Consider the following 12770-nt stretch of genomic DNA (forward strand, 5'->3'; position numbering starts at 1 on the left):
TTGACACTTTTCCAACTTAAATTTGGAGAATGTTATGAACCCTATATCTAAGAGAACTCAAAAAGATTATTCACTTGCCTTTAAATTATCAATTGTGGAAAAAGTAGAAAAAGGCGAGTGTACATACAAACAAGCGCAAGACCACTATGGTATCCAAGGTGCTTCAACAGTTTTAGTTTGGCTTCGTAAGCATGGTCGACTAGATTGGAGTAAGGGAACACCTAATCACATGAGTGAGGCTACCGGTATGTCAGAGCCTAAAGATTTAACACCAGAGCAAAAGATTAAAGCCCTTGAGAAAGAGTTAGAAGATACCAAGTTAAAAGCCGAGTTCTTCGAGAAAATTGTCGATGTGCTTGATAAAGACTTTGGGGTACGTATCACAAAAAAGCAACGCGACAGGTTGTTGAATCAAAAGTCATAGCCAAACTGTCAGTGACCAAGGCGTGTAAGTACTTGGGTATAACACGACAAGCTTATTATAAACGCTGTAAAGTGGCGGTAATAAAAGAGCAGTTTGAGCAACGAGTATTATCGTTCGTAAAGGCACAGCGGATGACTCATCCTCGCATTGGTACCAGAAAGTTACAGTACATAATGCAACAGTCAGAGCTACACATTGGCCGAGACCACTTGTTTGCCTTACTGAGAGTAAACCGCTTATTAGTGCTAACTAAGCGCGCCTATCACCGAACAACACAGAGTCTGCATCGATTTTATAAACACCCAAACATCATAAAAGATGGGATTGAATTAACTCGTCCAGAGCAATTATGGGTGGCGGATATCACTTACCTGCCAACGAAAGAATGCGAGTCCTATCTAAGTCTAGTAACAGATGCTTACTCTAGAAAAATAGTGGGTTATAGCCTAAGTGATAATTTAAAAACGAGTTCAGTAAAACAGGCGTTTAAACAAGCGTTAAAAAATAGAAAAGTCACTTCACCTCTTATCCATCATTCTGATAGAGGTATTCAATATTGCTCAAATGAATACCAACGCATACACGAAGAATATGGCATAACGTGCTCAATGACAGATGGATATGACTGCTACCAAAATGCCTTGGCGGAACGCGTAAACGGTATACTGAAAAACGAGTATTTACTGACAAAGCCTAATAACTTGGAAGAAGCTGCGAAAATGGTGAAACAATCCATTGATATCTATAATCAAAGAAGGCCACACACGGCTTTAAAATACAAAACGCCCGATGAAGTGCATCGAGCGTTTTAATATTAAAAGTGTCAACCCATGCTAGTATGGGTCAAACAACTTATCGCGGCATTAACCGTTGATGAAGTCGATGCCTTCCTGAATGTCTTTGTTAAGCGTTTCAAGCATGTCGTTCTTTGCTTTCTCTTCGAATGCGCTAAGCTCACCGTAAGAAAGAATTTCTTCAACACCGTTTTTGCCTAAACGTACTGGGTGTGCGAAGTATGCTGCGTCACCACCGTCGATTGCAACGTATGCGTAGTCGATAACACCTTCTTCACCTTGTAAGCCTTTAACTAAAGACTGAGTGAAACGTGCAGCTGCTGCGCCCATTGAAAGTGTCGCTGAACCGCCACCCGCTTTTGCGTTAACAACTTCAGTACCTGCGTTTTGAATACGTGGAGTAAGTGCTTCAACTTCTTCTGCAGTGAACTCAACACCTTCAACTTGTGAAAGAAGAGGAAGAATAGTTGTACCTGAGTGACCACCGATTACTGGTACTTTAACAGAAGCAACGTCTACGCCTTTAAGTTCAGCGATAAACGCTTCTGAACGGATAACGTCTAGTGTCGTTACACCGAATACACGGTTAGCTTCGTAAGTACCTGCCTTTTTGAATACTTCAGCAACGATTGGTACAGTGCCGTTTACAGGGTTAGTGATAACACCTACAAGCGCCTTAGGACAGTTTTTAACAATGCCTTCAGCAAGTGTTTTAACAATGCTTGCATTAACATTGAATAAGTCTGCACGGTCCATACCCGGCTTACGCGGCATACCTGCTGGAATAATTACGATATCTGCGCCAGCAAGTGCTGCATCTAAATCGTCTTTACCAAAACCTTCAACTTTAACTGCAGTTGGGATATGTGATAGGTCAACAGCAACACCTGGAACAACTGGCGCTACATCATATAACGATAGCTCAGAACCAGCTGGTAATTGTGTTTTAAGTAATAAAGAAAGGGCCTGGCCGATACCACCAGCTGCGCCTAAAACTGCAACTTTCATGTGAATTCTCCGTGATTAGAGGTAGGTATTTAAAAAAGTGCCATAAAGATAATGAAAAGTGCGCATAAAAACAAATAAAACAGGTATTTTTTATATAAATCTCGACCATAGTTGTAAACTTTATCCGACTAGATTAGTTGACAACGCTATCAATTAAAAAAATCGCGTTTTCATTGAGATTAATTCAACTCTAATTGAATTAAGATGACGATTTTATTAATGCAATTAGCCCTAACTTGTGTAAAATTTAAGGTAACGTCCATCAATTGGTTAAACAGCCCGTTCACATGCAAATACAAGATAAACAAGAAGCGCTGGTTAAAGCGTTCAAAGCCCTTTTAAAAGAAGAAAACTTTGGTTCACAAGGCGAGATTGTTGATGCCTTAAAAGACATGGGTTTTGACAATATTAGTCAGAGCAAAGTGTCTCGCATGTTAAGTAAATTTGGCGCTGTACGTACACGTAATGCAAAACAAGAGATGGTGTATTGTTTACCCGCAGAAATGGGTGTACCGACAGCGAAAAGCCCGCTGCGCCAGCTGGTAATTGATATTATGCATAACGAAATGATGATCATCATTCGTACCAGTCCAGGTGCTGCACAACTAATTGCGCGTTTGCTCGATTCACTTGGTAAAGCAGACGGTGTGTTAGGCACCATTGCCGGTGATGACACGATTTTTATCGCCCCTGAAAAAGTCTCTGAAATTGACGTTACACTAGAACGCGTTAAAAAGTTATTCGAAAACGTTTAAAACTAATTAAGAGAGTTTTGTGTCGCATAACTCTCTTAAACTCTAGCTTGTTAAATCTAACTAGCTAATTCCCTAAGCATATTCACAGATGGTGCAAAAAACGCCGCACCAAAATCACTTTTCGCAAACTCCAGCCACATATCTGGGCCATTATCATCAATGTAGCCTAAACGGTGTTTGAGAAGCGTTTGAAACGCATAGCCATTATTTGCACAGCTAATAAATAAAAAGCCCTGTTGGTTAATATCAGCAAATGGCATGCCTTGATTTAAAAATAATGCATTGCCATGTTCATCGTAAAGCTCTGTACGAGCACTATGGCTGTTTTCCGGAGCGCAGCTAACCGCTTGGTTAGAATTAGCCATTCGCCCCATTACAATTTCTTGTTCTGCTTTTGAGATTTCTTGCCACGCCTTTAAATCATAACGATAACGCTGCACATGAATATAGCTGCCCGCAGAAAATGCAGCGTCTTCATCTCCCACTAAAGCAACAAGCTGCTTTTTGCGACCATGGGGATTAGCTACACCATAAATAAAGCCATTTAGGTCACGACCGTCTAAATAATGAAAACACTTTACTTGGTCAATCAGTTCAATATCACCACTCAGTAATTCAATCACTTCCATCACAAACAAATGAACTACATCAAGGCGATCTGCCCTAATTTGAATCATTAAATCTATTGGACGTGATGGCGTAGCATGCTCAATATGTTCAAATTGCGGAAAACCCGCCAACGTTTTTGGCATTTTACTGGGGTAAATATGTGGCCAGAACTGTGAACCTATCGCCACAACACAAGACACAAGTGCTTCTGAAAATTCGTGATCAAACCGCTCTTGCATATCAATAATACTTGCCAATTTTTTCGACAAGCTGAGTTCTTGGCCATCTAATACATTTAAAAATAAATGCACACCATGTAAATTGGCTTCAGCACAAACTCCTGATTGCGCTTGTGGCATAGCGGGTTTCCTACTTAATTGTTATTAGTATAAGCGAAATAATTAACCAAATGCGGACGAACATCAATAGCTAATCGCTGACCATAAGCATAGCGCTGATGTTGCGTGCATGGAATTTCAAGCTCTTGTTGCCCTAGTTTTACACGACATAAATAGCGATTACCAACAAAACGGCTCGCGACAAACTCGCCTACTCCCTGTTCGTTTTCGCTCAAAGTTAAATATTGAGGCTTTAAGTATATACAGCCTTTTCCTGACACCTCATTTTGGTCATTGGTAACAGGTTCAAGTGAAGTAATCGTGCCAAACTCAGTTTTAAATTCAGTGCTGGATGTCGCTTCTGCATCGATAAAAATACCAGCACTTAAAAATGCCGCAACACCTTTTGTCGCAGGTTTGCGATAAAGTGCTTCTGCCGTGCCTAATTGTGCAATTTTGCCCTCTTCCATAATTGCCAATTTATCAGCAAAGGCAAAAGCTTCCTCTTTGGAATGGGTTACAAAAATAGCGGAAACTTGCTGATCTTTAATAATACGGCGAATATCATCAATTAATTGAAAACGTACTTGGTGATCGATATTGGAAAATGGTTCATCAAGTAGCAATAAGCTCGGTTTATACGCGAGCGCGCGAGCAATTGCCACGCGCTGTTGCTGACCACCTGATAATTGGTGAGGATAGCGCTCAGCAAATGCCTCGAGCTTAATCAGTGACAGCATTTCTTTAACACGCTCATTGCGTACACTCGAGGATTCTTTATGTAAGCCAAACGCAATGTTTTGCTCAACGGTTAAATGAGGAAACAACGCATAGTCTTGAAACATCATACCGATATTGCGCTCTTGTGGCGGCACATAAAGCGAATCACCGTTAACCGCAACTTGCGCAATCGAGATATCGCCTTTGCTAGGTTTCAACAAGCCAGCAATTGCTTTTAACGTGGTGGTTTTGCCACAGCCACTTGCACCGAGTAAACACACAATTTCATTGTCTTTTACCTGCAATGACAAATCTTTTAAGATCGGTTTGCCATTGTAGCTATATTCTAAATTGTTAATCGACAAATTACTCATGAGATGCTTTAGCTTCCATAGTGTTATTAACTAAATATAAAGGGATTAAACCGACGAGTACGATAAATAACGCCGACACTGAGGCAAGCTCTAGTTGCTCATCACTGACGTATTGGAAAACATAGGTTGCCAGCGTTTCAAAGTCAAAAGGACGTAATAACAGTGCCGCAGGTAACTCTTTCATACATTCAATAAATACAATTAAACCAGCAGTAAGCATACCGCGCTTAAGCAGCGGCATATGTACTCGGCGCAAAGTATTGCCTGCACTTACACCCATTGAATGACTTGCCATGTCGAGCGATGGTGAAATACGCGCATAGCTAGATTCTATTGCACCTTGTGAAATCGCATAAAAGCGCACAACGTAAGCAAACATTAAGGCAAAAATAGAACCACTAAACAACAATCCTGGCTCGGCAAACCACTGTGTTGATTCGGCAACCATATTGAGCTGTTGATCAAGTGCGGTAAGCGGCAGTAGCACTGCTATTGCTAATACAGTGCCAGGTAATGCATAACCAGTACTGGCAACTTTGCCTGGCATTCCTGCCCAGCGCGACAAGCTTGAACGTTGATAGAAATTCACCAACACACTTAACGCAACACAAACAAAACTCACTATTAGCGCTATTTTCAAACTCTGCCACGCATATAAAAACGCATCGCTATTGAACGCTTCACTAAAATAGCTCACTGCGTAACTCATCAAAATAAGAATTGGCAGCACAAACCCAGCAAAAAGTATTAATGCACAATAGGCTGTTGCTAACCACGCTGATTTTCCTGATAGGTAGTAAAGTGGTTCGTTATTCTCACTTGCACCACGCTCAAATACCGCTTGGTTGCGTCGGCTAAATTTTTCTACACCTATCACGACAAACAAAAACAGCAACATAATGCCGGAGATTTTCGCTGCCGCAGTAAGTGAATAGTAACCAAGCCAGGTATCGTATACTGCGGTTGTCAGGGTACTTACTGCAAAATAATTTACAGTTGCAAAATCTGCCATTGATTCCATGCTGATAAGTGCTAGTGCCGCAGCAATTGCGCCACGCCCTAGCGGGATCGATACTTTAAAAAAGCTTTTAACAGGCGAGTAACCCATTACTTGGCTGGCCTGAACTAATTTATAAGATTGCTCTTTAAGTGCGGTTTTAAAAATCAAAAATAAATATGGGTATAGCACTAATGCAATCATTACGATTGCACCGCCTAGCGTGCGAATATCAAAAAACCAATAATCACTCGGTGATTGCCAGCCAAAAACCGCGCGCAACCATGACTGAATAGGGCCCGCATAATCAAATAAGTCTGTGTAAATGTAGGCAATAATATAAGTTGGCATTGCAAGTGGTAGCATTAATGCCCACTCAAAATGCTTTTTACCGGGAAAGTCACTGTACGCACAAAGCCATGCTAGCGGCAACGCAATCACACAACTAAGCAAGCAGACGCCAAAAATCAACACTATGGTATTAAAGGTGTAATCCCACAATACTGTTTGTTTTAAGTGTTCAAAGACTTCCTTATCAGGCTGGAAGGATTCAAAAATCAGGAACAATAACGGAAGCGACAGGCAAAAGCCTGTCGCGAAAGCAATAAACTGCCATTTAGACAGTGAAAAATTAAGGCGCATTAAAGATCAAATTTTACCTCGTCGATTAGCTTCAATGCCAATGGACGGTATTCACTTACCTTTGTTAATGGCAGTGCATCTTCCTTAAATTTGCCCCAAGACGCCACTAACTCAGACACTTCAACATCCGTCTTTACCGGATATTCCATATTCACTGAAGCATACATATTCTGAGCTTTGTTGTCAGTCATAAATTCGATTAATTTTAATGCGTTAGTCGTATTTTTTCCGTGCTTGGTTAAAACCGCACCAGATACATTGATATGTGAGCCACGATCTTGCTGATTTGGGAAATTAATGTACACAGACTCAGCCCAAGGCACTTGCTTTGGATCGTTCAGCATTTTACCAAAGTAATAACTGTTACCAAGCGCTACATCACACAAGCCCTCTTTTACTGCCTTTACTTGTGCACGGTCGTTACCTTGTGGCTTACGAGCCAAGTTTGCTTTTAATCCCTTTAACCATTCACGCGCTTCTGCCTCGCCATGATGTGCAATCATAGAAGCAACTAAACCTAAGTTGTATGGGTGCTTACCTGAACGCATACAAATTTTGCCTTTGTATTCAGGTTTTGCGAGATCTTCATAGGTTAACGTATCTAACTTACCAACACGCTCTTTAGACGAGTAAACATTACGTACACGTTTAGTCAGTGCAACCCAATTTCCTTCGTCATCACGAAATTGCTTTGGTACATTTTTTTCGATTACGTTACTTTTAATCGGTTGCACTAAGCCTTCATCTTCAAGTTGTAATAGCGCACTAAAATTAGACGTAAGTACCATATCGGCTTTGGTGTATTTGCCTTCTTTTTTAAGTTTTTCAATTAAACCTTTTTTGGCAAAAACAACTTTTGTTTCAATACCTGTCTCTTTTGTGAACTCTTGCAGAATAGGTTCAATTAAAAAGCCCTGACGATAAGAGTAAATATTAACAACATCTTTTGCTGCAACTTCACCAGCTGCTAGCAGTGCGAGTAATGCGATTGCTTTTTTCATATTCTAGAACCATTAATAAGAAGTATTATCACTTGAATTGTATCTGTCTGATATTGAATGTACAGCGTTAAATGCACTCAATTTAATTAAATGAAAACAATTTTCAGTTAGAAGAGCAAAAGACATTAGCGAATTTAGCTGTAGGAAATATCTCACAGAATACTCCTACTTATCTCAAAAAACTAGGTGCACACACGCACCTAAAATAGCTAATATTTTGTTTTATAAGAACTTCACCACGTAAAACACTATATTTCAGCAATAAAACAAATTCACCAAGCCACTTAATATAGTTTTATTCAACAACCACTACTCTAGAATTAACAGTGTCAAAAGGAAATGGACTGAATTGACCTTACTTAGGATTAGTAAGCGGCAGGAGCTGGTAGGATTTACTAGATGGATTTTGGGCTAGGATGCCAAGGGAATTGATGGTTTACAGGATGTGGACCTTAAACGGATTTTCTTACAGGATTGTAAATAGGATAGATGGATTGAGCACGGAGTTAGCTCATTGACGAGTCATGTCAAAATAGGGATATCAAGGATTGCGCTAATCAAACAACGATATGTGCATAGCAGGACGCTAATAAGATTCCGTTAAGGCGCAGCTTCAAGCTGCGCTTTTTATTTGCCTAAAATTCACTTATCACGTTTTGAATAGGCGCTTTAAGCCACTAGTTTACTGCATTTCCCCTTCAAGAAATGACTCATTTCTAAAATCAGCAATGTCATACTTCAAGTTTTAATCCCGTTATTACGGCACTAATTTACTGCGTTTACCCTTTAGATAGGCATTTCTGAAATCAATAAAGTGACGCTCTAACTTTTGAGACGCATCAAGCTCTCCTGCAAGCTCTAGCACCATAATGGCCACTTCAGCGGTACCTAATTGATGTTCAAATGCGGCAACACGTAAATGATACTCTGAAAGCTTTTCAGGGCTAATTGATAAAATAGGGAAGCCGTCCAGATAAGGGCTTTTGCGAATCATTTTCTTCGCTTCTCGCCAAGTACCATCTAAAAAGACAAATAACGGTTTTTTACCTGCAATACGATTGACCTGTTTAACAACCCGTTCTACTGGCATATTATCTTCAGGAAACACAATAAAAGGCTGGTATTTATCACTTTGTAACAAATCTAAAAGCGCTTTATCAGGCTCTGTTCTGTCCCAACGAAACGCATAATTGTCGGGCACAATATCAGCAATTAAACGTCCTGTATTTGATGGTTTAAAACTCTCATTGTGATACATCAGCAAACAAACTGCAGCATCACAATTTGCCTCTTCGATACCATCACAAATACATAAGGTTTCAGATAACAAACAATGCTCACAGCGCGATAATTTTGAACCGCGCGCTTTATATTCACGCTTTGCTGCAGCGATCTGTTGTTGCCTAAGTGCTAATACTGAATTTTTCAATCGACCTCTCCCAAACAAGCGGCGTATTCTAACTTTTTTTGGCGCTTTGAGCTAATACTAAGCCGATGTACAAAATCCAGATAATAAAAAACCCAGCACAGTGGCTGGGTTTTTCTAAAGAAGTGTTAGATTACTTCTTTTTAACTGCTTTTTTGTTTGGAAGGTCAGTGATTGAACCTTCGAAAATTTCTGCAGCTAGACCGATTGACTCGTTCAGTGTTGGGTGAGCGTGAATTGTTAACGCTAAGTCTTCACCATCTGCGCCCATTTCAACGGCTAGGCCGATTTCACCAAGCATTTCACCTGCGTTGATACCAACCATAGCACCACCGATAACGCGACCTGAGTCTTTATCGAAGATAAGCTTTGTTGAACCTTCAGTACGTGCTGAAGCAATTGCACGGCCAGATGCTGCCCACGGGAATACCGCTGTTTCAATTTTAAGGCCTTGCTCTTTTGCTTCTTTCTCAGTTACACCAACCCATGCAATTTCTGGATCTGTGTATGCAATTGAAGGGATACATTTAGGGTCGAAGTAATGCTTCTTACCAGAGATAACTTCAGCAGCTACGTGCGCTTCGTGAACCGCTTTGTGTGCAAGCATTGGTTGACCAACGATATCACCAATCGCGAAGATGTGGTTTACGTTTGTCTTCATTTGCTTGTCAGTGTTGATAAAGCCACGCTCATCAACTGCTACGCCCGCTTTTTCAGCGTCAAGTAGTTTACCGTTCGGTGTACGGCCAACAGCAACAAGTACTTTGTCGTAACGAACAGCTTCAGCTGGTGCGTTTTTACCTTCAAATGAAACATATAGACCGTCTTCTTTCGCTTCAACTGCAACAACTTTAGTAGAAAGCATTACGTTGAACTTGTTCTTAACGTACTTTTGGTAAATCTTGATAACGTCTTTATCAGCTGCAGGTACTAGTTGATCAGCAAATTCAACTACGTCGATTTGTGAACCTAGTGCACGGTAAACAGTACCCATCTCTAAACCGATGATACCACCACCTAATACAAGTAGCTTTTCAGGAACGTCTTTAAGTTCAAGTGCACCTGTTGAATCAATTACACGATCATCTTCAGGAATGAAAGGTAGGTTTACAGGTTGAGAACCCGCAGCGATAATTGCGTTATCGAAAGTAACCGTAGTCGTACTGTTTTCGCCTTCAACAGCAATTGTGTTAGAACCAGTGAATTTGCCGTAACCATTAACAACGTTAACTTTACGCATTTTCGCCATGCCGTCTAGGCCACCAGTAAGTTGCCCAATTACAGACTCTTTCCATGAACGGATTTTGTCTAGGTCGATTTGAGGAGCACCGAAAGTAACACCGTGAGACGCCATTTCAGCTGCGTCATCAATTACTTTAGCTACGTGTAAAAGTGCTTTTGAAGGAATACAACCTACGTTTAAGCACACACCACCTAAAGTATTGCGTGATTCGATTAATGTTACATCTAAACCTAAATCAGCAGCACGGAATGCTGCAGAGTAACCACCAGGACCACCGCCTAGTACAACAACTTGAGTTTTGATTTCGTTGCTCATGTTATTACCTTAACTGTTATTCGAACGGGATAATACGAGAATTGTATCACCCAAACTCCTGCCTATTTATCTCAATTAACAAGACTTTGGGCAGATAAATTAATATTGCGCGAAATTCTAGCATTGCCGTTTACATATGTCGTGCAATTTTCAAGAGATTTCGTTCAATTAATACTATTTGCTACATCAGAGCAATAAACAAAACGCATAACCGAAGTTATGCGTTAAGCTCTTTTCTTACATTACTAACTGGCGAATGTCGCTCAAGTAAGCTGCAAGAGTTGCAGTAAAGCGTGCTGCTAACGCACCGTCAATTACACGGTGGTCGTATGAACAGCTTAGCGGCACCATTAAGCGCGGCTCAAATTCCTTACCATTCCACTTCGGCTTCATGTCAGACTTAGAGACACCTAAGATAGCAACTTCTGGCGCATTTACGATTGGGGTAAACGCAGTACCACCGATGCCACCTAGGCTAGAAATCGTGAAACAACCGCCCTGCATATCAGATGCTGTTAGTTTACCTTCACGTGCTTTGCCAGAGATTTCCATCAACTCACGTGATAACTCAATGATGCCTTTTTTATTCACGTCACGAACAACAGGAACAACTAGACCATTTGGTGTATCAACCGCGATACCAATGTTTACATACTTCTTAAGAATTAAGCTTTCGCCATCTTCAGACAGTGATGAGTTAAACGTTGGGAATTCTTCTAGTGCTTTAGCCGCGGCTTTCATTACGAATACTAGTGGTGTGATCTTCACGCCCATTTTCTTCTTCTCAGCCAGTACATTCTGTTCTTTACGGAATGCTTCTAGCGTGGTGATGTCTGCTTCATCAAATTGCGTAACATGTGGGATCTGTACCCAGTTACGGTGAAGGTTTGCACCAGAAAGCTTTTGAATACGAGAAAGTTTCTTCTCTTCAACTTCACCAAACTTGCTGAAGTCTACTTTTGGCCAAGGAATTAGGTTTAGCTCGCCACCGCCAGCGTTGCCACCTTTAGATAGCTGACCTGATTCAACTTGCTTAACTAACTCTTTCACATAGTTTTGTACGTCTTCTTTAAGTACACGGTTCTTACGACCCGTGCCTTTAACGCGCGCTAGGTTTACACCAAACTCACGCGCTAGACGACGAACTACAGGCGATGCATGTGCGTATTGGTCGTTCGCTACAAATTCATCTTTTTGCGCTGAAGCTGCAGGTGCCGCTGCTGGCGCTGGTTTTGCCGCAGGTGCTGCCGGAGCCGCTTTTGCAGGTGCAGCAGCTACAGGAGCTGGTGCAGAACCTTGTATTTCAAATACAAAAACAAGAGAACCAGTCGACACTTTACCGCCAACTTCAACCTTCACTTCTTTAACAGTACCTGCAAATGGTGCTGGTACTTCCATAGAAGCCTTGTCGCCTTCTACGTTTAAGATTGATTGGTCAGCTTCAACCACATCGCCTACCGCAACCATGACTTCTGTTACTTCAACTTCGTCACCGCCGATGTCTGGTACGTGAACCTCTTTAAGTTCTGCCGCTGCTGGAGCAGGCGCTGCCGCAGGAGCCGCTTCAACAGCTGCCGGCGCAGATGCACCCGTTTCAAATACGAATACTAACGAGCCCGTTGAAACTTTGCCGCCAACTTCAACCTTCACTTCTTTAACTGTACCGCCAAATGGTGCTGGTACTTCCATAGAAGCCTTGTCGCCTTCTACATTTAAGATTGATTGGTCAGCTTCAACCACGTCGCCTACGGCAACCATGATTTCCGTTACTTCAACTTCGTCACCACCGATGTCTGGTACGTGAACCTCAACTAATTCAGACGCCGCTGCTGGAGCAGGTGCAGCCGCAGGGGCTGCTGGTGCTTCAGGCTCGGCTGCAGCGGGTGCATCACCCGCAGCATCAAAAATCATAATTAAAGAGCCAGTTGCAACAGTGTCGCCTTCTGCTACTTTAATTTCTTTCACTGTACCCGCTTGTGCAGCTGGCACTTCCATTGAAGCTTTGTCACCTTCAACTGAAATAAGAGATTGATCAACTTCAACTGTATCGCCTACGTTAACTAGGATCTCAGTTACTTCAACCTCATCTGCACCAATATCTGGAACATGAATTTCGATTGCCAT

General features: G+C 41.5%; 10 protein-coding genes. 2 read left to right on the forward strand and 8 right to left on the reverse strand.

Annotated features, from left to right (window positions below; genetic code table 11):
• Positions 1 to 34 precede the first annotated feature (34 nt).
• Positions 35 to 1236, forward strand: a protein-coding gene (locus ACXAFE_RS10410) for an IS3 family transposase (RefSeq protein WP_475151200.1) whose coding sequence is annotated in 2 segments (ribosomal slippage) — positions 35 to 383 and positions 383 to 1236 — 1203 coding nt in all. Because the reading frame shifts where the segments join, the coding sequence is not laid out codon by codon here.
• 51 nt (positions 1237 to 1287) lie between these two features.
• Here the strand turns inward: ACXAFE_RS10410 and mdh are convergent.
• A complete protein-coding gene (mdh, locus tag ACXAFE_RS10415) occupies positions 1288 to 2226 on the reverse strand; it encodes a malate dehydrogenase (RefSeq protein ID WP_010561728.1) in 939 nt (312 codons plus the stop codon).
• Positions 2227 to 2513: 287 nt separating this feature from the next.
• Between mdh and argR the strand changes: the two genes are divergently transcribed.
• Positions 2514 to 2981: a transcriptional regulator ArgR gene (argR, locus tag ACXAFE_RS10420; protein WP_054979988.1), complete on the forward strand. Its 468-nt coding sequence runs from the start codon at positions 2514 to 2516 to the stop codon at positions 2979 to 2981.
• A gap of 56 nt (positions 2982 to 3037) precedes the next feature.
• Here the strand turns inward: argR and ACXAFE_RS10425 are convergent, their stop codons facing one another.
• The 7 genes from ACXAFE_RS10425 to aceF form a co-directional block, all read right to left on the reverse strand.
• Complete coding sequence (locus tag ACXAFE_RS10425; RefSeq protein WP_475152064.1) at positions 3038 to 3949, reverse strand: Dyp-type peroxidase; 912 nt, start codon at positions 3947 to 3949, stop codon at positions 3038 to 3040.
• 14 nt (positions 3950 to 3963) lie between these two features.
• Positions 3964 to 5022: an ABC transporter ATP-binding protein gene (locus ACXAFE_RS10430; protein ID WP_475152066.1), complete on the reverse strand. Its 1059-nt coding sequence runs from the start codon at positions 5020 to 5022 to the stop codon at positions 3964 to 3966.
• Entirely contained in the window at positions 5015 to 6661 is a 1647-nt protein-coding gene (locus tag ACXAFE_RS10435) for an ABC transporter permease (RefSeq protein ID WP_475152070.1), read from the reverse strand. The genes ACXAFE_RS10430 and ACXAFE_RS10435 overlap by 8 nt, the downstream gene beginning before the upstream one ends.
• On the reverse strand, positions 6661 to 7662 hold the full coding sequence (locus tag ACXAFE_RS10440; protein ID WP_475152073.1) for a Fe(3+) ABC transporter substrate-binding protein: 1002 nt from the start codon (positions 7660 to 7662) through the stop codon (positions 6661 to 6663). Before ACXAFE_RS10440 ends, ACXAFE_RS10435 begins: the two co-directional genes overlap by 1 nt.
• 757 nt (positions 7663 to 8419) lie before the next feature.
• Positions 8420 to 9091, reverse strand: coding sequence for a tRNA-uridine aminocarboxypropyltransferase (locus ACXAFE_RS10445; RefSeq protein ID WP_475152076.1), 672 nt, complete (start codon positions 9089 to 9091; stop codon positions 8420 to 8422).
• 130 nt (positions 9092 to 9221) lie between these two features.
• Positions 9222 to 10646, reverse strand: coding sequence for a dihydrolipoyl dehydrogenase (gene lpdA / locus ACXAFE_RS10450; protein WP_475152080.1), 1425 nt, complete (start codon positions 10644 to 10646; stop codon positions 9222 to 9224).
• Positions 10647 to 10883: 237 nt separating this feature from the next.
• A complete protein-coding gene (aceF, locus tag ACXAFE_RS10455) occupies positions 10884 to 12770 on the reverse strand; it encodes a pyruvate dehydrogenase complex dihydrolipoyllysine-residue acetyltransferase (protein ID WP_475152082.1) in 1887 nt (628 codons plus the stop codon).

Source organism: Pseudoalteromonas sp. ABV4_021 (genome assembly GCF_056159365.1).

What these genes read in the sequence shown, in the direction of transcription:
- ACXAFE_RS10435 (WP_475152070.1), bottom strand. Translation starts at nt 6,661, where the DNA reads ATGCGCCTTAATTTTTCACTGTCTAAATGGCAGTTTATTGCTTTCGCG.
- ACXAFE_RS10425 (WP_475152064.1), bottom strand. Translation starts at nt 3,949, where the DNA reads ATGCCACAAGCGCAATCAGGAGTTTGTGCTGAAGCCAATTTACATGGT.
- mdh (WP_010561728.1), bottom strand. Translation starts at nt 2,226, where the DNA reads ATGAAAGTTGCAGTTTTAGGCGCAGCTGGTGGTATCGGCCAGGCCCTT.
- lpdA (WP_475152080.1), bottom strand. Translation starts at nt 10,646, where the DNA reads ATGAGCAACGAAATCAAAACTCAAGTTGTTGTACTAGGCGGTGGTCCT.
- argR (WP_054979988.1), top strand. Translation starts at nt 2,514, where the DNA reads ATGCAAATACAAGATAAACAAGAAGCGCTGGTTAAAGCGTTCAAAGCC.
- ACXAFE_RS10430 (WP_475152066.1), bottom strand. Translation starts at nt 5,022, where the DNA reads ATGAGTAATTTGTCGATTAACAATTTAGAATATAGCTACAATGGCAAA.
- aceF (WP_475152082.1), bottom strand. Translation starts at nt 12,770, where the DNA reads ATGGCAATCGAAATTCATGTTCCAGATATTGGTGCAGATGAGGTTGAA.
- ACXAFE_RS10440 (WP_475152073.1), bottom strand. Translation starts at nt 7,662, where the DNA reads ATGAAAAAAGCAATCGCATTACTCGCACTGCTAGCAGCTGGTGAAGTT.